The following is a 19,068-nucleotide window of genomic DNA, read 5'->3' as shown; positions in this document are numbered from 1 at the left end:
GACAAATAGTCTATATCCTGAATATTTCTGCTCCACACTTCTCTTAAATCGTTACCTGTAGATTATGGGTATTCAAATTATCTAATAATTTCCATCAAACATAAATAATCTGCAATCTTTACTTTCATTACATCCATTTTACCTCATCTTTAAAGTAAAAAATAGCGATTTCTAGGTAGTGACACCCACATAAATCGCTATTTTTTGATTCTTTAAAATATCTTAAAAAATGTTGATTTCATCAGTTTTTTTGATGACATCCATTTTAACTCTTAAATTTGGTGGAGGCGGGGGGAATCGAACCCCCGTCCAAAAGCCGTTCCATATCAGGTGTCTACAGTTTATCTTATTGAATCAATTTAAGTATGTTACGATCAATAAGCAATCTTTCGCATACCGATTTCTGATTGATTTTCATGAATATAGTCAGAACATCCTATATCCCTTATCTTACAGGTTATGTTACAGACTCTAAAGGTGTAAGCGCAGATAGGTCTGCATTCGCAAGTCTATGTCGACTATTAAGCGAAAGCGTAATTTGTTCTGTTTCCAGATATTTGTTTGTGCATGTAACGTTTGCCAACGACTGCTGCCTGATTCAAACTGACCCCTGTCGAATCCAAGACGCCCCCATTAATAAGCGCGTTTGAGAGCTTTCTCAATATCGCGCTTAGCATCTTTTTCTTTTAAATCATTACGCTTGTCATAAAGCTTCTTACCTTTTGCAAGAGCAATTTCTAACTTTGCTTTTGAGGTATTGAAGTAAAGCTTTGTAGGAATGATTGTTAAACCATCCTCACGAACCTTCTTCTCTAGTTTACTAATTTCTTTCTTATGAAGCAATAGTTTTCTAATACGTCTAGGTTCATGATTAAAGATATTTCCATTTTCATAAGGGGCAATATACATATTCTCAATAAAAGCTTCATGGTCTTTAATTCTTACAAAACAGTCCCTAAGGTTGGCACTGCCTTTGCGAATAGACTTGATTTCAGTACCTTTTAGTTCAATACCTGCTTCAAAAGTTTCTAGGATAAAATAATCATGATATGCTTTTTTGTTATTTGAGATGATTTTCATATATATTACCTTCTTGTACGGAATTTTCTTTTCTTCTTTCTATGACTTCCAGCTTTTACAAGCTCGAAGTCAATTGTCTTTTCTAGCTTATTTGCTTCAATTACTCTGACTTTTACTGGATCACTCATCTTGAACATACGTCCTGTATGTTCACCGATAAGAATAAGATTCTTTTCATCATAAACATAATAATCATCTGTTAAGGAAGTCATATGAACAAGACCTTCGATGGTATTAGGAAGTGATACAAAGAATCCAAAACTTGTAATAGAAGAAATATAACCATCAAATACCTCACCAACATGATGAGACATAAATTCAGCTTTCTTCATATCTTCTACTTCACGTTCAATATCAATCGCAATTCTTTCACGATTAGAAGACTGTTCAGCAAGTACTGGAATCATTTCTTCAAACTCATTCATTCTAGAATAATCATTCTTAAATAAGTAAGTTCTAATCAAACGATGTACCAATAAGTCTGGATAACGTCTAATAGGTGATGTGAAGTGTGTATAGAATTCATCCGCAAGACCGAAGTGTCCAAGACATTGAGCATCATAACGTGCTTTCTGCATTGATCTTAATAATAATGTAGAAATAATATCATGCTCAGGTGTTCCCTTAGATTCTTCAATCATACGTGCTAATTCATGAGGGTTGATCTTTTCAAGAGACCCATGAATAGTATAACCCAAAGGCTTCGCAATGGAAACAAATTGTTGTAACTTCTCTTTCTTAGGATACTCATGTATACGATAGATGAAAGGTACATCCATCCATTTAAAGTGTTCAGCCACTGATTCATTAGCACATAACATGAATTCTTCAATAATATGATCACTCTCACCACGATTTCTTAAGACAACATCTACAGCACGTCCTTTATCATCTACAAGAACCTTTGCTTCATCTACATCAAAGTCAATCGCACCACGACGATCTCTCTTTTTTCTTAAGATAGCAGCTAATTCTTTCATATTAAAGAATAATTCAACAGAATCACTGTATTTCTTCTTTAATCCTTTATGACCTGCAAGAATTGCATTCACATTATTGTATGTCATACGATGAGAACTTCTAATAACAGTAGGGTAGATATTATGATCTACAACCTGTCCCTTATCATTGATCTCCATAATACAGCTAATTGCATAACGGTCCACACCTTCATTAAGTGAACAGATCCCATTAGATAACTTATGAGGCAGCATAGGAATCACTCTATCTACAAGATAAATAGAAGTTCCTCTTCTAATCGCTTCCTTATTTAATTCAGTTCCTTCATTCACATAGAATGAAACATCCGCAATATGAACACCTAACTGATAATTCCCATTATCTAATTTCTTTAAAGAAATCGCATCATCTAAATCCTTGGCATCATCACCATCAATAGTCACAATCTGCCAATCTCTAATATCTAAACGATTAGGAATATCACTTGGATCAATAGACTGAGGAATAGACTCAATCTCATCATAGACTGCTTGTGGGAAATCAATATCTACATCATACTTATTCACAACAGATAAGATATCAACACCAGGATCATTCTTATGACCAATAATCTTAACAATATCACCCTTTAAATAAGGCTTGTACTTCTTAATCTCTACAACAACCTTATGTCCAGGCATAGCGCCATGTGCATGGGCTTCATCTACATAAATCCAATCAGTAAACTTAGGATCATCAGGCATGATGATGAGTTCTCTTCTACCTTTTCTGACTAATCCAACAAGTCGAGTCATACCACGTTTAATGATCTTTACAACACGTCCTTCAGGTTTTCCTCTATAGATAGTTGTTTCAATCATAACCTCATCCTGATCAAAAGCACCATTGAGGTTCTTACTATTAATATAGTATTCAGTTTCTTCATCAACCTTTACAAAACCAAATCCCTTTTTATTTAAACTCAAAACACCTTTTAAATAATGGAAATCATCTATTAAATGATAGTTATTATGATTATCTCTAATCACTTCACCATCTTCTTCTAATTTATTCATAAGCTTTACAAATGCGATATATTCTTCAGTAGAATCATAATGTAGTGCACTTGCTAGAGCATCTATTCTTCTATCTTTTAAGTCTTTATTCTTTAATAATTCTAAAACATCTTCTTTCATATATTCACCTCCAACAAAAGAAAAGAGGCACTCATAAGTGCCCCTTTATTATTATCCTGCCATTTTAATAAGAATTGCGATAACAAAGAATGCAATACCTAGTCCTACAGTAATACGTGTAAGAACTAAATCCACACCTCTTTCTTTTTGCTGTGCAAAAAGATTAGAGCTCTGGCCAGTTAATGCATTAACAATACCATCAGTTTTTCCCGTTTGTAAAAGACACACAATAATTAGGGCTATAGAAACAATGATCAAAAGTACTTCTAACATTTTTCCTGCCTCCTTCTCTTTTAGACTTTTTCTACATTAGCGAATAAATAATATCATAAAAATATATTGATTACAACACCTTTATTCGTTCGCACCATCGTTGAAGTCAAGGGATACAATACTAAAACGGTTATTCTTTTCTATAAGTGTTACTTTAATATTAATTGTTTGATAGTTGTAGTAGAAATTCTTTTTATTAAATGTAATTTCTAATCCAACATCCGTATATTCATAATCCTCTAAACCACTTAATGTGACATCGGATGCTCTTGTATAGTTCACTTCATATGTTGTGACTTCATCAAGATTTGTTTTATTCGCAATCATATCATTCACATTTGCATAATAACTAGACTTTGCAAACTCTTCAAAGTTATCTAAACGATCACTATAGAAATACTGCGCACCACCAATCTCATCTTTCTTCTTATTAGAGATAGTAAAGAAATCAATCGCAAATAATGCAGCAACATTCTGACATGTATTTCTCTTAGTATGAGATGCATTAATATCTTCATGTACTGATTTCATTAAAGAAGTAGGATGATTTGGCATCTCATAAGTAATGACTGGAGTATTTACTACTGGCTTCTTATCATTATGATTATGATAAACAAGGACGCCACTTACTGTGATCACAGCACATAAGAACCCAATAAGAATATATTTCAGATGATGTCTTTTTGCTATCATTAAATATGTCTTAGATTCTTTGATTTTTGGTAAATCATCTCTTTTTAAGAATATATTGAGAATAGTAAGAATTGGTTTATATTTACGTGAAATCATATTGGTATATTCCACGAATATCTCAAATACAAGGAGTAATAATGCGAATAATAGAATAGATGCAGTCACACTATATATATGGATAAATGAGCAGATAGAGAATAATGCAGTCGCAATATATAGAATAAGCACACTCTTAGTCTGACCTAGTTCTAGTGAGAACATCAATTTATGATGTAAATGTCCTTTATCTGCTTCATCAAAGCGTTGATGATGAACCTTACGTCTAATAATCGCAATGAGTGTATCCATGATAGGTACTGCGAGTACGACAATAGGTGCCCCTAAAGTAAAGAATGTAGAGGTCTTAAATCCAAAACCTAATAAAGAAATCACAGATAACATGAAGCCAATAAATAAAGCCCCACAGTCACCCATAAATATTTTTGCAGGATGGAAGTTAAATACTAAGAATCCTCCAATGGATCCTGCAAGTAAGAGTGTTAATGAAGTGATATCTGTACGTCCATAATGTATAGAAATGAGTCCTGTAGTAATCAATACAATCATGGATATTCCACCACATAAACCATCTAACCCATCAATGAGGTTTACTGCATTGGTAATACCTACAATCCATCCTAGAGTGATTATTAAGGCAATAGAATAAGAAAGAATAGTAGGAATATAAGGAATAGTAAATCCCTTTAAAGATATACCACCATAAAATATGACTATAAGTGCTGCAGCGACCTGTCCAAGAACCTTCATCTTTGGAGGAAGGTCATGAATATCATCATATAAGCCGAATAAGAAAACAATCAAACCACCTATTAATATAGAGTTGATCTGATTATCTGTTTTAAGGAATACCATTGCCCCTATAAGGAATGCCACATAGATGGCATATCCACCCGTACGAGGAATAATACCGTGATGTACAGTTCTATTATTAGTATGAGCTATTATACCCATTTCTTTTGTGATTTTACCGATAAAAGGGGTTAGGATGACAGATATAATGAATGTCACACAGAACGCTAATATATTATTGAGTGTCATAGAAGCCCTCCTTATTATGCTCATTATATATCAAATAGAAAGCATGTGCAAAATAATGAAATCTAACGTAAACTAAATCAACTATTGTATAATATAGATAGAGCGTATTTATACCATGTAAAATACATGTTGTTTTTGTTGGTATAAATGATATAATGTTATCGGAAAATAAAAATAGGAGGATTTATTATGCATCGCTTAGGAATTTCAGTTTATCCTGAAAAATCAACTCAGAAAGAAGTTTATGATTACTTAGAACTTGCTGCTAAGTATGGCTTCTCAAGAATCTTTACTTGTTTATTATCAGTGAATGATCCAAAAGAAAAGATCATGAAGGACTTTGGAGAATTCATGGATAAGGCACATTCTTTAGGTTATGTTGTTGCAGTAGATACTAACCCAGAAGTATTTAAACATTTAGGAGCTACTTATAGTGATTTAAAACCATTCCATGATATGGGTGTAGATATTATCCGTTTAGATGGTTCATTTGGTACTACAGGAGATATCCAGGTTACTAGAAACCCTTATAATATTCAGATTGAATTCAACGGTTCTATGGACCAGGGTGTTGAATTATTATTAGAACAGGGAGGAAACAAGGATCAGGTTATTATCTGTCATAACTTCTTCCCAGAAAGATATTCTGGTTTAGACTGGAACTATTTCGTTAACTTCAATGCTTATTGGAAATCATTAAATCTTCATACAGCTGCATTCGTATCAAGCAACCAGCCACATACACATGGTCCTTGGAATGTATTCTGTGGATTACCAACAGTAGAAATCTTAAGAGGTCTTCCAATTGATTTACAGGCTCGTTTAATGCTTGCAACTGGAGATGTTGATGATATTATCATTGGTAATGCTTATGCTTCAGAAGAAGAATTAAAAGCTTTATCAGAAGTTGATTACCAGAACATCTGCTTCAAGATTGATGAAGTAGAAGGTTTATCAGATGTTGAAAAGGAAATCATTTATGATTACTATCCACATTGGGACCGTTATGATCATTCTTCATTCTTCTTACGTTCATCTGGAAGTAGAGTAAAGTATAAGAATGAAAGTATCCCACATCGTGAAACAGAACAGAAGATGTTCCATCGTGGTGATGTATTAATCGTTAATGATAATTTAGCTCATTATCGTGGTGAATTAGAAATCGCATTAAGAGATATTCCAAATGATGGTGAAAGAAACCTTTGTGGTCATGTAAAAGAAGAAGAAATGATGTTCTTAGACATGATTGAACCAGGTCACTATTTCAAAATTATTAAATAATAGTTGAGGCTATATGCATGATGCATATAGCCTTTTAACGCGAGATTCACATATTTTCATATTTAGAAATATTTTTCATAAATAGGAAGAACAACATATTTTTTCTTATTTTGGATTAGAATAGAATCATAGGAGGAAAAGAATATGAGTTTTCCAAAGAATTTTTTATGGGGTGGCGCTGTTGCTGCCAATCAATGTGAAGGTGCCTGGCTAGAAGATGGTAAGGAACCTAATGTCACTGATGTGATGGTTGGTATTGGTTCTAAGGATCCTGGTATTAAATGGAATGAAGAAACAAAGAAATATGAAATGTGCTTAGATCCTAATAAAGCATACTTAAGTCACGAAGCCATTGATTTCTATCATAGATATAAAGAAGACTTAAAGTTAATGTCTGGTATGGGCTTTAACTGCTTTAGAACATCTATTGCCTGGGGTAGAATCTTCCCTAACGGGGATGAAGAAACACCTAATGAAAAAGGTTTAGCTTTCTATGATGATATGATTGAAACAATGTTGGAACTGGGTATGGAACCAGTGATCACATTAAGTCATTATGAAACACCTCTACATCTTATTACTGAATATGGAGGATGGAGTAATCGTAAACTCATTGACTTCTGGAAACGTTATGTCACTACAGTATTTAAGAGATATAAGGGTAAAGTAAAATACTGGCTTACTTTTAATGAAGTCAATAATATGATGATTAACCCACTAGTTGCTGGTGGAGTATTGACTATTGATAATCCAAATGATCCAAGTGATCCTATTGGTTCAACAACTGAAAAAGATAAGTGGCTTGCTTACTATAATATCTGTGTAGCCAATGCCTGGACAGTTAAACTATGCCGTGAGATTGATAAGGATGCGCAGGTAGGATGTATGTTAACATGTTCATCTGTTGCGACATATCCATATGACTGCAATCCTGATAATGTCTTTGGGGCATATAATACAGTAAGATTAAATAACTTCTATTTTGGTGATGTCTTCTGTTTAGGAGAAATTCCTGGTTATGTAAAACGTGTATGGAGAGAACATGACTGTGCACCTGAAATGAGAGATGATGAATTACAGTTAATAAAAGAAAATACAGTCGCATTCTTCTCATTTAGTTATTATCGTTCTAGTACATATGATCAGTCTGTTGATATGGATGGTAATACAGGTGGATTAAAAGGACGTGCTAATCCATTTGTAAAGGAATGTTCACCAGAACCTTGGTGCTGGCCAGTTGATCCAAAAGGTATCCGTTATGTTATGAATATCTTATATGATCGTTATCATTTACCACTCTTTATTGTAGAAAATGGTATTGGATTAGATGAAAATCTAGATGAAACAGGACATATTCATGATGAATATAGAATGTACTATATTAAGGAACATTTAAAGTATGTTCATGAAGCCATTCTAGATGGTGTTGAATGCATGGGTTATTTATATTGGGGACCTATTGATGTTGTTTCTGCAGGTACTGGAGAAATGAAGAAGCGTTATGGTTTTGTCTATGTTGATCGTTTTAATGATGGACATGGAACACTTGAAAGAAAACTAAAAGATTCTTATGAAGAATATAAAGAAATCATTGAAACAAATGGAGACTCTATTTTTAATTCTTAAGAATTGAATTACTGAACTGGCGTGATTCTGTTAATTGCGCCAGTTTTTCTTATAAGATTTTTCTCTTGTAGATACATAGAGTGATGCATTCACAAGATGAGATAAATCATTCTAGCCAATACAAGTGATGGCAGTCATAAGGACACCATTATTATTGAGTACTTCTGGTAATAGGTGTCCATCTGTATAGATTCTTGCATCTACACCAAGTTTTCTAAACTTACTGAATAACCTAGCTTCTTTGCGATACGTACAAGAGTAGAAGGAGTCGTATCTGTTTGAACTGCAATACAAGTTGTTGAGTAGTTTTATATCATATGTATCGCAAGAAATGTTGATTTTATATATAATAACCATTGGAGGTTGATTTTACATGAATATAAATGAAGGAGCAAGAATAGTTGTAGAAGACTGGCTCCATCTTACAAAAGATAATTTAGTATATTTTGTGACAGATGAAACAAAACTTAAAGAAGCAGATGCCTTCTCAAAAGCATGTGATCATATTGGTGCTAGATGTAAAGTTGTCCAGTTAAAATCACATGAAATACAAAATGGTAAAAGTATAGATGATTTAAAATGGGAAATGGCTAAAGCAGATGCGATAGTAGGTGCAACGAATTATTCATTTATTACAACAGATGCTGTGAACTATGCACTTTCACGTGGCGCACAGTTCTTATCCATGCCAATGTCTACAAATAATGGTGAATCATTATTTGAACAGGAATTCTTAAAAATGGATCCTGATGAAGCCACAATGTTAGGTATGCCAATGTTCTGGGAATTACGTGATGCAAAAACAATACATGTCACGACTAAACGTGGTACAGACCTCACCTTTGATATTACAGATCGATTTCCAGGCATCTTCCATGGTTCATTATGGGAAGTAGGAAAATGTTCTTCTTCAAGCTTTGAAATCTATATACCACCAGTAGAATATCATACAAATGGGACACTTATATTAGATGGATCAATGGGATACATAGGAATAGTGGATAAACCTGTAGAAATAAAAATAGAGAATGGTTATATCACTTATATCGAAGATACGGAAGATGGACGTAAACTGAAAGAATACTTAGAATCATTTGATGATTTAGAAATGTATTGTGCCGCAGAATTTGGAATAGGTTTAAATACAATATCTAAGTGTCGTGGAGCCAGCTATATTGAAGATGAGTCTGCTTTTGGCACATTCCATATTGGTTTTGGTAGAAATCTTGCCTTAGGAGGCAGTCATAATGCGCGTGGACATTTTGATTTAGTGACACATAATCCAACTATTATTGTAGATGATAAAGTTATCATGAAAGATGGACATGCCAAGGCAATTCAGCCGATTGAATGGGGAGTATTATAGTGCTCCTCTTTTTGTTTGTTCAAATATCGTAAAATGTAAGGGTGTTCAATTTGTATTTTAATGAAACATTATCTCTATCAATTTGCATATAGCGACATTTATTGGTATAATTATTTTGAAATTTTACGAAGGAAGAGGAAAAACATATGAATGATGCTATTAAACTTATTGGTATCGTAATTGTCGTTATTGGGTTTGTAATGAAATTCGATACTCTTGCAACAGTTGTTGTTGCTGGTTTAGTAACAGGTTTAATCAGTGGTATGTCTATCATGGACATTTTAAATACACTAGGTACAGCCTTTTTAACTAACCGTACAGCAACTTTATTTATTTTAACTTTACCAGTTGTAGGTCTATGTGAACGTATGGGCTTACGTGATAAAGCGGTAGACTTGATTAAGGGTATTAAGAATGCTACTACAGGTCGCTTGTTAGTGATCTGGGAAGGCGTTCGTACTGTTGCGTCTGCATTCTCATTAAGAATTGGTGGTCATCCACAGTTCATCCGTCCATTAATCAATCCAATGGCTCAGGCTGCTGCGATTGCGAAATATGGTGATATTGATGAAGATACAGAAGATGAGATCAAAGGTATGGCTGCAGCTACTGAAAACTATGGTAACTTCTTTGCTCAGAACTGTTTCATGGGTGCTTCAGGAACATTACTTATTGTTGCAACTTTAAACGAATTATTTAAGTCACATGGTATTGACCAGGTTGTTACTGCTAACCAGATCGCATTATGGTCTATTCCAATTGCAGTTATTTCTGTTTTTGTTGGTGGAGCTTATGCTTTATGGTTCGATAAGAAACTTAATAAGAAATATGGAAAAGGAGGCAAATAACAATGTTACAAATTGAATGGAATACAGCCACTATTATTGCAGAAGTATTCTACTGCGTCATTGGTGCAATCTTTGCTGCAACAGGGTTTAATGCCTTAACTAACAAAGACTGTGAAAAGCCAGTAACTACTGCCATTTTCTGGTTCTTAATTGCTGTTACATTTATGGTTGGACCATATATTCCAACTTGGATTACTGGTTTAATCGTTGTTCTTCTTGCTGTATTATCTGGTTTAGGTTTAGTAAAGCCAGCTGCAAGACATATCCCAACTGCTAAGGAAACTCGTGATAATGCAGACAAATATGGATATAAATCATTTATCCCACCAGTATGCTTAGCTCTTGTTGCCGTATTAGTTGCAACTTTCTTACCAAATCTTGGTGCAAACAATGCGATTGGTATTAGTGCTGCTGCTGCATTAATCGTTGCATATATTATCTTTAAACCAAAACTATCTACACCTTTCAAAGATGGTGTTAGATTAAATGATAATGTTGGTTCTACAGGTATATTACCTCAGGTATTATCTGCATTAGGTTCATTATTTACTGCAGCTGGTGTAGGTGCTGTTATCGCTGCTGGTGTAGGTGCACTTATCCCTGAAGGAAATCACTTAATTGCAGTTATCTTCTATTGTGTAGGTATGGCATTATTTACAATGATCATGGGTAATGGTTTCGCTGCTTTCGCTGTTATTACAGTAGGTATCGGTTATCCATTCTTAATTGCACAGGGTGCAAATGCTATTGTTGTTGGTGCTTTAGGTTTAACTGCAGGTTACTGTGGTACATTAATGACTCCTATGGCTGCAAACTTCAATATCATGCCTGCTGCATTGCTGGAAACTAAGAATAAATACAGAATTATTATGACTCAGGGTCCAGTTGCATTAATTATGTTAGTAATTCATATTATCTTAATGTATGTTTTAGCATTCTAAGGAGGCTTTCAAATGAAATTATTATTAACAGGTTTCGACCCATTTGGTGGCGAACCAATCAATCCTGCCTGGGAAGCTGTTAAAAGAGTTTCTGATCAGGTAGGAGATGTAGAAGTTGTAAAACTTATGGTTCCTACAGTATTCTACAAATCTATCGATACAGTAGCTGCTGCAATTGAAAAAGAAAAACCAGATGCTGTATTATGTATTGGACAGGCTGGGGGACGTTTTGATTTAAACCCAGAACGTGTTGCAATCAATATCAATGATGCACGTATTCCTGATAATGAAGGAAATCAGCCTTTAGATGGTCCAGTATTCGCAGATGGAGAAACAGCTTATTTCGCTACATTACCAATTAAGGCAATGGCTGAAGAAATTCGTAAAGCAGGTGTTCCTGCAAGTGTTTCTAATACTGCTGGTACTTATGTATGTAACCATTTAATGTATGGTGTACTTTATACACTTGCAAATAAATATCCAGATGTTCGTGGTGGATTCATGCATGTTCCATTCATCACTAGCCAGGTTATTAACCGTAAGCCAATTGCTCCATCATTAAGTCTTGAACAGATTGTAACTGGTATTGAAGCAGCTGTTAAAGCTATTGGTGAAAACCAGGAAGATATCAAGACTGTTGAAGGTCAGACTCACTAAACTCTGTATTTAATACAGAGTTTTTTTCTTGCCCTTAAACCCTACAATCAATGATTGATTAATAAGGAGATGGGATAAGTATTTGTTAATAGTGCCTGGCACTACTGTTTTCACCATGGCGAAATCTATGTATTTGAAAGGTGCCGAAGATTGAGTGAAAATGTTGCTTTGTTGCAAAAATAAACCTACTGATACGATAAAATTACGCTATGTTAATATGTGTTGCTTGTGCAACGCAACTATTTAAGGTATATATAAAGCAAACAAATGAAGGAGGAGCCATAAAATGTTAAGCAAGAATTTGAAAATATTTAGAAAACGAAAAGGCTTAACGCAAGAAAACGTTGCAGAAGCTTTGAACGTTGTGCGACAAACTATTTCGAAGTGGGAAAAGGGAGTTTCCCCAACAAAAGGATATTAGAAACAATCCATGAAACACCTGCTTGCGTTAAAGGAATTACAATAGAATACTATATTTTTTAACATGCATTTCTATATTGATTTGCATGTTTTTAATTTCAAAAGAAAATTTAAAATAAACACTATATAACACTTGACAACAGTTTGTAACTGTTATATACTGTTATCAAGAAAAGAAGGAAGGATATAAAGAATGAAAATTATAATCAATACTTCCCTAATGGTTCCCATATATGAACAGATTGTTGACCAGATTAAAATGCTCATACGCAACGGGGAACTAAAGGAAAACGACAATCTTCCATCTGTCCGTACACTTTCTAAGGAACTAAAAATAAGTGCTTTAACTGTAAAAAAAGCTTACGACAATTTGGAAAGTGAGGGTTTTACGGTTACAGTACATGGAAAAGGCACTTATGTAGCGGCTACAAATACAGAACTGCTTTTGGAAGAACAGAAAAAAGAATTGGAAGCGGATTTGGAGCAGGCTATCCAAAAAGGCAGACGATGTGGTATTAGTGATGAAGATATAAAAAGTTTATTTGAGTTGATATTGGAGGGTTGATGTATGTTAAAAATTGAACACTTGAAAAAGCATTATGATAATTTTTCTCTTGATTGTTCATTAGAGCTTATGTCTGGATGTGTAACAGGCTTGATTGGACAAAATGGTGCTGGAAAAAGCACAACATTTAAGGCGATATTAGGTTTGATTTCAACTGACGGCGGAAATATTACCATACTTGGAAAGGACAGAAAAGACTTCACAGCAAAAGATAAAGAGGAATTGGGTGTAGTATTGTCGGATTCTGGTTTTAGTGGGTATCTGAAGATAAAAGATATTATCCCTATATTGCAGAATATGTACTCAAAATTCGACAAATCACTATTTATAGAACAGGTACAGAAATTTCAACTACCTATGAATAAACAGATAAAAGAATTTTCAACAGGAATGAAAGCAAAATTAAAAGTGCTGGTTGCAATTTCACACAATGCAAAACTGCTGATACTGGACGAACCGACAGCAGGTTTAGATGTAATCGCAAGAGACGAATTGCTTGAAATGTTAAGAGAATTTCTGGAAAAAGATGAAGAACGCTCCATTTTAATCAGCTCTCATATATCCAGTGATTTGGAGTCGCTATGTGATGACCTTTATATGATACATGACGGAAAAATTATTCTGCATGAAGATACGGACGTTCTTCTTAGTGACTATGCTTTATTAAAAGTAGACGCAGAACAATACAGCAAGCTGGATAAACAGTTTATATTGCGTTCCAAAAAAGAAACATATGGATATAGCTGTCTGACAAATCAGAAACAGTATTATATGGAGAATTATCCTAAAATTGCCATTGAAAAAGGTACAATAGATGAAGTCATTACCATGATGATAAGGGGGACAGAACAATGAAAGGCTTATTCGTAAAAGATTTGAAATTGATGATGTTACAGAAAAATTTTCTGTTGCTCATTTTGGCGATTGTAATCGGAATGATGATATTTACTGATGATGTGATATTCCCATTAGGTTTTCTGAGTTTCATTGTATCACTTTTTACAGTAAGCACAATCAGTTATGATGATTTTGATAATGGAAATGCGTTTCTGTTTACATTACCTATTACACGTAATCATTATGTGAGTGAAAAATACTTTCTTGGTCTATTATTGGGGTGTATGGCTTGGGTTTTGGCAACTGTTTTAGGAATAATTACAACTGTATTGAAAGATACATTACCTATTACAGACTTAGTACAGAGTTCATTGATGATTTTACCTATTATGATTGTCGTTCAAGCAATCATGCTTCCTTTTCAGCTAAAATTCGGTGGAGATAAAGGAAGAATTGCTATGATTGGTGCATTTGGCGGTCTGGCAGTAATCACTCTCGTTATCGTGAAAGGAGCAGAAGCCATTTTCAATATTGATTTAGTTAGTCTGTTAGATAATATGCCAACTGTAAGCATGGGAGTTCTTATCGCTATTGCAATTATTATCGCTTTGTTGATGTTATTGGTTTCAATGAAAATCAGTTTGTCAATTATGAACAAAAAAGAATTTTAAAAAGGAGCAATCATATGGACTTTACAATATTGGCTGTTGTACTACTGCTGTGCGGTGGTATTCCTTTAAGGAATAAGATATATAAGGAACGCAAAAAGAAAAAAGAGGATAAAAAGAAAGGTATATAAAGTGGGTGATTTCATGGATAGTATTTTATGTGTTCTTGCCTTGATTGTATTTGCATATTGGTTTTTTATCAAACGTAACAAAAAATAATTGCTGTTGTGAGGAGAATATAAATGAAAAATACTAAATCATGTCCTAAATGTGGCTCAACCGATATTGTTCGTATTCCAGATAACCCTAACCGCCATGCCAGCGGAAATAATATTTACACAAGCACTTATACGCTATTTGGGAAAATCCCTGTAATACGTTATGTTTGTTGTTCATGTGGATATGCAGAAAATTGGGTTGAAAACGAAGAAGAATTAGAAGAAATTAGAAAAACATTTAGATAATTGAAAGGCGGTATTGATGATTATGAAAGAATATAAGTATGTAGAAGTGAAATTTGAGGCAAAAGGTGTGCTATTCCATTCTGCTTCTGAACCAAAAGAAATAATCAACAAATATGCTAAAGAGGGATATTCCTATGTTGGTTTTATTCCTACTTTAATAGATGCACATGGCGGTTTTAGAAGAATTGATTTGATATTTGAAAAATAATCTTTAAAAGCGCAGGTGATACTATGGGAAGATATTAGTAGCAGAATTTTGGGATAATGAAGAACATTATTTCCAGCAAACAGTTGAATGGCTATCGAAAAAGATATGTACCACTCCTGCTTATATACAACAAGATAGGACAGATTTTATAATCAATCCTTTTACTCGTACTGTATCACACAAAACAGGCAATATCATACAGCTTACAGCAAAAGAGTTTGATATACTTTATTTTCTCATTTCTCATAAGGAGCAGGTTTTTACCAAAGAACAGATTTATGAAAATGTATGGGGATATGACTATCCGGCAGACCCTAATAATCTGACTTCATTCATACGAAAATTAAGAAAGAAGATTGAGCCGGAGCCGGACAGACCACGCTATATCGTCATTGTCAGAGGTGTTGGATATAAGTACACGGAAAATGAGGAAATGGTAGGCAAGACAGCAACACCGCCGGAGTGATCCAGACGTGGTGGCGGTCGTAAGACATCAAGCCATGCCAGTTTTGCTGGCAAACGGCTGGTTCACTCTGACGGTGGGGCGAGCGTCAGCGAGCCATAAAGCCCCCGTTATCTAACAGGGGGGTACTATTACAAAAGACAAGAGAAAAAATAAATACAAAACTGCTGATATGCAACGATTTATAAGGTTATAAGAACTTATTTCACTTCACACCATATTCTTTTTACCCGACAGGTCTAAAACAGCATATCAATAGAAAATAAATATAAGATACAAGGTGTATGCTCCTATGAGTATATGCCTTTTTTTATTGGAGGAATGAAGCATGAATGATATAGAATTTATTGAAACATTAAAGCAAAAGAGAAATGCCTGTGATTATTCTCAATCACGACTGGCACAGGAATTGCAAATTAGCAGGCAGAACTTAAATGAAATTGAAAACGGAAAAACAAAAGCCAGTAAAGAAATGAAACATATACTTTTACATTATCTTGATTATTGTAATTGTACACAGCCTTTCACTTTAACGATTGACTATCTGCGTGTTCGTTTTCCTACCACAGACGCATTGGAAATTATAAAAAATGTACTGGCAATGAAAAGCGAATATTTTATACATGAAGATTACGGAATGTTTGGTTATGAAGAACAGTATATCTATGGGGATATTAGTGTAAATGCTTCTAAAGATAGTTCTATGGGTGTTTTATTGGAATTAAGAGGTATGGGGTGTCGAAACTTGGAATATGTTTTACAGGCAAGAGGGATAGACTGGTATTACTTTTTAAGCAGTTGTATAGATTATCAAGGTGTTTTTAAACGCATAGATTTGGCGGTCAATGATATGGGCGGATTGCTGGATATAGAAATTCTAAGGGAACGTTATTATGCCAACAAGGTATGGAAACGTTCAAGAACCCATGAAGCAGTAGACAGCGGAAAATTATCGGGTACACATGGAGATACTGCAAAAACTTTTTATATCGGTTCAAAGAATAGTTCTATTTACTTTTGCTTGTATGAAAAAGAAAAGGAACAAAAAAGCAAAGGTATAAAAACAGACATTAAGAACCGATTTGAAATTCGTTTAAAAAGTGGAAAAGCAGAACAAACGATAGAACAACTTGTTTTTTCAAGAAATCCCGAACAGACCATAGCAAGCCTTATCCTCACACAGATAGATTTTCCCGTTTATATTTTATGGGATATATTTTTAGATAATGTAACGACTTCACTTCCGTTTATTATGACGCCTGTTGCTGTCAATATGGATAAAACAAAACGTTGGTTAGAAAGACAGGTCATGCCCTCTTTATTGATGATAAAAGAGATTGAAAAGCAAACAGGAGCAAATTATCTGGAAGAAATCGACAGACATACAAGACTAACAGAAAAGCAGGAATTAAAAATTAAACAAATGACAACAGACATAGCAGATATGATTGAGAAAGATACCGCTGTTCCACAAGGGAATGACGGTATTTTTTAATTTCTTCAAAAAATCTGCAACAAAACGGCTACTTGCGTACAGATATGGTGCGAGGAAAGGAAATCTAACTTTTTTTCAAAACTACTCATTAAATCGAGGTTTCCATTCCCTATATGGAGTGAAAGAAGAAAATATTTTCATTCTCAACTTAACCTTTGGCAGTTGCCGTTCCCTATATGGAGCAAAGAAAATCTTTCATTCCATAGTTGGCAATAACGGTGTTGCATGGGTAGTTAGGGTATGAAAAGAAGTTTTTTCATCAGCAACTTAGCAGAATGACACTTTCTTTCCCTATATGGTACAGGAAAAGAAAAAAGTTTTGAATATTGGTTACGCTTTTGCTCTTTTCCAACGCGATATATAGGAAAGACGATTTTCTTCTTTTGTGTTCTTTGACAACTGAATAAAGCAATTCAATACCTTAGACAGACAGCGAGCCGTTGAAACAGATACGCCATGACCTTTCTCCAGCAAAAGCGAGCGATAACCTATTTGTGTTCCTGTAAAAGATTTGTCCTCTTTTATCGCCATGACCTGTCCTGTCTGATAATGATACTCCCGTACAGCCACAGCTTGAGCGTTCAGAGCGTCGCACGCAATGGGTACGGCTACATAAGAACTATGCAGAGGTGGAACTCCTGTGGGCTATGACAAATGCCATTGAATTGTTTAGAAAAGATTTTTACAGAAAGGGGGGTATGTGTTATTGCTGATATTGTAAAAACAAGGCAAGAAAAGACAAATAATAAGCGTGGCATTGGCAACAGAGGAAAAACAAAGATTGTTGTAAAAGAGCATTTTTCTGAAAAGGGAAAGACAATGGAAGAACTTCTGACTGATGTTATGCTTGAAAAGGCAAAGCAGACAATCGCATAAATTCGGTGCAGTTGTAAGAAATAGATTGAATGTGAAAAATAACCCATGTTATACTTTACTTGCAAGCAGGTATTGTAAACATGGGTTAGTTATAAAGGAGGATAACTGACAATGAAACAACAGATTTACAATACTGCACTTTATCTTAGGTTAAGCCGAGATGATGAATTACAGGGCGAAAGTTCCAGCATTACCACACAAAGAAGTATGTTGCGTCTATATGCAAAAGAACATCATTTGAATGTGATTGATGAGTATATTGATGACGGCTGGTCGGGAACAAATTTTGAAAGACCGAGTTTTCAAAGAATGATTGAAGATATAGAGGCAGGAAAAATCAACTGTGTTGTAACGAAAGACCTTTCCCGACTTGGCAGAAATTATATTATGACAGGACAATATACAGAATTGTATTTTCCCAGCCATAATGTCCGTTACATAGCGATTGACGACGGGGTAGACAGCGAAAAAGGCGAAAGTGAGATTGCACCATTTAAAAATATCATCAATGAATGGGTGGCAAGAGATACAAGCCGTAAAGTGAAATCGGCATTTAAGACAAAATTTGCAGAGGGTGCGTATTATGGGGCTTATGCTCCGTTAGGATATAAGAAACACCCCGACATCAAAGGAAAACTGCTGGTTGATGAGGAAACAAAATGGATTGTTGAAAAAATCTTCTCCCTAGCCTATCAAGGTTACGGTAGTGCAAAAATCACAAAGGTACTGCGAGAAGAAAAAGTTCCGACAGCGTCTTGGCTGAATTTCACAAGGTACGGTACTTTTGCACATATCTTTGAGGGAAAGCCCGAAAGCAAGCGTTATGAGTGGACGATTGCTCATGTCAAGGCAATTTTAAAAAGTGAAGTCTATATCGGAAACAGCGTTCATAATCGACAATCAACAGTTTCATTCAAGAGCAAGAAAAAAGTGCGTAAGCCCGAAAGTGAATGGTTTCGAGTAGAAAATACCCACGAACCGATTATTGACAAAGAAGTGTTCTATCGTGTGCAAGAACAGATAAAATCAAGGCGTAGACAGACAAAGGAAAAAGCAACGCCGATATTTGCAGGG

20 protein-coding genes and 1 other RNA gene are annotated in these 19,068 nt (G+C 34.7%); 16 read left to right on the top strand and 5 right to left on the bottom strand.

Features of this window, described 5'->3' with window-relative positions:
- Window positions 1-279 precede the first annotated feature (279 nt).
- From ssrA to EAI80_RS07965, 5 genes are all read right to left on the bottom strand, one after another.
- Window positions 280-632: a transfer-messenger RNA gene (ssrA, locus tag EAI80_RS07985) on the bottom strand.
- Between the two features lies 1 nt (window position 633).
- Window positions 634-1,080, bottom strand: coding sequence for an SsrA-binding protein SmpB (gene smpB, locus EAI80_RS07980; RefSeq protein ID WP_129981614.1), 447 nt, complete (start codon window positions 1,078-1,080; stop codon window positions 634-636).
- 5 nt (window positions 1,081-1,085) lie between these two features.
- Window positions 1,086-3,215: a ribonuclease R gene (gene rnr / locus EAI80_RS07975; RefSeq protein ID WP_129981613.1), complete on the bottom strand. Its 2,130-nt coding sequence runs from the start codon at window positions 3,213-3,215 to the stop codon at window positions 1,086-1,088.
- A 51-nt stretch (window positions 3,216-3,266) separates the two neighbouring features.
- The gene (gene secG / locus EAI80_RS07970; RefSeq protein ID WP_006504859.1) at window positions 3,267-3,488 is read right to left on the bottom strand and encodes a preprotein translocase subunit SecG; all 222 of its coding nucleotides are present in this window, start codon (window positions 3,486-3,488) and stop codon (window positions 3,267-3,269) included.
- 81 nt (window positions 3,489-3,569) lie between these two features.
- Window positions 3,570-5,279 (bottom strand): MraY family glycosyltransferase, encoded by a 1,710-nt coding sequence (locus EAI80_RS07965; protein ID WP_129981612.1) that lies wholly within the window; start codon window positions 5,277-5,279, stop codon window positions 3,570-3,572.
- A gap of 189 nt (window positions 5,280-5,468) precedes the next feature.
- Between EAI80_RS07965 and EAI80_RS07960 the strand changes: the two genes are divergently transcribed.
- The 16 genes from EAI80_RS07960 to EAI80_RS07875 form a co-directional block, all read left to right on the top strand.
- Window positions 5,469-6,560, top strand: a complete 1,092-nt coding sequence (locus EAI80_RS07960; protein ID WP_006504857.1) for a MupG family TIM beta-alpha barrel fold protein — start codon at window positions 5,469-5,471, stop codon at window positions 6,558-6,560.
- 144 nt (window positions 6,561-6,704) lie between these two features.
- The gene (locus EAI80_RS07955) at window positions 6,705-8,186 is read left to right on the top strand and encodes a glycoside hydrolase family 1 protein (RefSeq protein WP_129981611.1); all 1,482 of its coding nucleotides are present in this window, start codon (window positions 6,705-6,707) and stop codon (window positions 8,184-8,186) included.
- Between the two features lie 373 nt (window positions 8,187-8,559).
- Window positions 8,560-9,552: a peptidase gene (locus tag EAI80_RS07950; protein ID WP_129981610.1), complete on the top strand. Its 993-nt coding sequence runs from the start codon at window positions 8,560-8,562 to the stop codon at window positions 9,550-9,552.
- Between the two features lie 146 nt (window positions 9,553-9,698).
- A complete protein-coding gene (locus EAI80_RS07945) occupies window positions 9,699-10,400 on the top strand; it encodes a DUF969 domain-containing protein (protein WP_129981609.1) in 702 nt (233 codons plus the stop codon).
- A gap of 2 nt (window positions 10,401-10,402) precedes the next feature.
- Entirely contained in the window at window positions 10,403-11,341 is a 939-nt protein-coding gene (locus tag EAI80_RS07940; RefSeq protein WP_129981608.1) for a DUF979 domain-containing protein, read from the top strand.
- 12 nt (window positions 11,342-11,353) lie between these two features.
- Window positions 11,354-11,998 (top strand): pyroglutamyl-peptidase I, encoded by a 645-nt coding sequence (gene pcp, locus EAI80_RS07935; RefSeq protein WP_129981607.1) that lies wholly within the window; start codon window positions 11,354-11,356, stop codon window positions 11,996-11,998.
- A gap of 286 nt (window positions 11,999-12,284) precedes the next feature.
- Window positions 12,285-12,419 (top strand): helix-turn-helix transcriptional regulator, encoded by a 135-nt coding sequence (locus EAI80_RS07930; RefSeq protein ID WP_202976623.1) that lies wholly within the window; start codon window positions 12,285-12,287, stop codon window positions 12,417-12,419.
- 192 nt (window positions 12,420-12,611) lie between these two features.
- Window positions 12,612-12,983: a GntR family transcriptional regulator gene (locus EAI80_RS07925; RefSeq protein ID WP_004611555.1), complete on the top strand. Its 372-nt coding sequence runs from the start codon at window positions 12,612-12,614 to the stop codon at window positions 12,981-12,983.
- Between the two features lie 3 nt (window positions 12,984-12,986).
- The gene (locus EAI80_RS07920) at window positions 12,987-13,838 is read left to right on the top strand and encodes an ABC transporter ATP-binding protein (protein WP_004611556.1); all 852 of its coding nucleotides are present in this window, start codon (window positions 12,987-12,989) and stop codon (window positions 13,836-13,838) included.
- Window positions 13,835-14,491, top strand: a complete 657-nt coding sequence (locus EAI80_RS07915) for an ABC-2 transporter permease (RefSeq protein WP_009320123.1) — start codon at window positions 13,835-13,837, stop codon at window positions 14,489-14,491. Before EAI80_RS07920 ends, EAI80_RS07915 begins: the two co-directional genes overlap by 4 nt.
- A 239-nt stretch (window positions 14,492-14,730) precedes the next feature.
- Window positions 14,731-14,952 carry a hypothetical protein gene (locus tag EAI80_RS07910; RefSeq protein ID WP_009320125.1) on the top strand — a complete coding sequence of 74 codons (222 nt, stop codon included), beginning with the start codon at window positions 14,731-14,733 and terminating at the stop codon, window positions 14,950-14,952.
- Between the two features lie 16 nt (window positions 14,953-14,968).
- Entirely contained in the window at window positions 14,969-15,160 is a 192-nt protein-coding gene (locus EAI80_RS07905) for a DUF4177 domain-containing protein (protein ID WP_009320126.1), read from the top strand.
- Window positions 15,161-15,191: 31 nt separating this feature from the next.
- Window positions 15,192-15,626, top strand: a complete 435-nt coding sequence (locus tag EAI80_RS14040) for a winged helix-turn-helix domain-containing protein (protein ID WP_081021254.1) — start codon at window positions 15,192-15,194, stop codon at window positions 15,624-15,626.
- 325 nt (window positions 15,627-15,951) lie between these two features.
- Window positions 15,952-17,118 (top strand): XRE family transcriptional regulator, encoded by a 1,167-nt coding sequence (locus tag EAI80_RS07895; RefSeq protein ID WP_009320127.1) that lies wholly within the window; start codon window positions 15,952-15,954, stop codon window positions 17,116-17,118.
- Between the two features lie 660 nt (window positions 17,119-17,778).
- The gene (locus EAI80_RS07880; RefSeq protein WP_055225120.1) at window positions 17,779-17,994 is read left to right on the top strand and encodes a hypothetical protein; all 216 of its coding nucleotides are present in this window, start codon (window positions 17,779-17,781) and stop codon (window positions 17,992-17,994) included.
- A gap of 111 nt (window positions 17,995-18,105) precedes the next feature.
- Window positions 18,106-19,068, top strand: a 963-nt coding sequence (locus tag EAI80_RS07875) for a recombinase family protein (RefSeq protein WP_193760860.1), incomplete at its 3' end; no start/stop codon positions are given.

It is taken from the genome of Catenibacterium sp. co_0103, assembly GCF_004168205.1.
GTDB classification, from domain to species: Bacteria; Bacillota_I; Bacilli_A; order Erysipelotrichales; family Coprobacillaceae; genus Catenibacterium; species Catenibacterium mitsuoka_A.
This window is presented reverse-complemented; position numbering and strand designations above follow the sequence as displayed.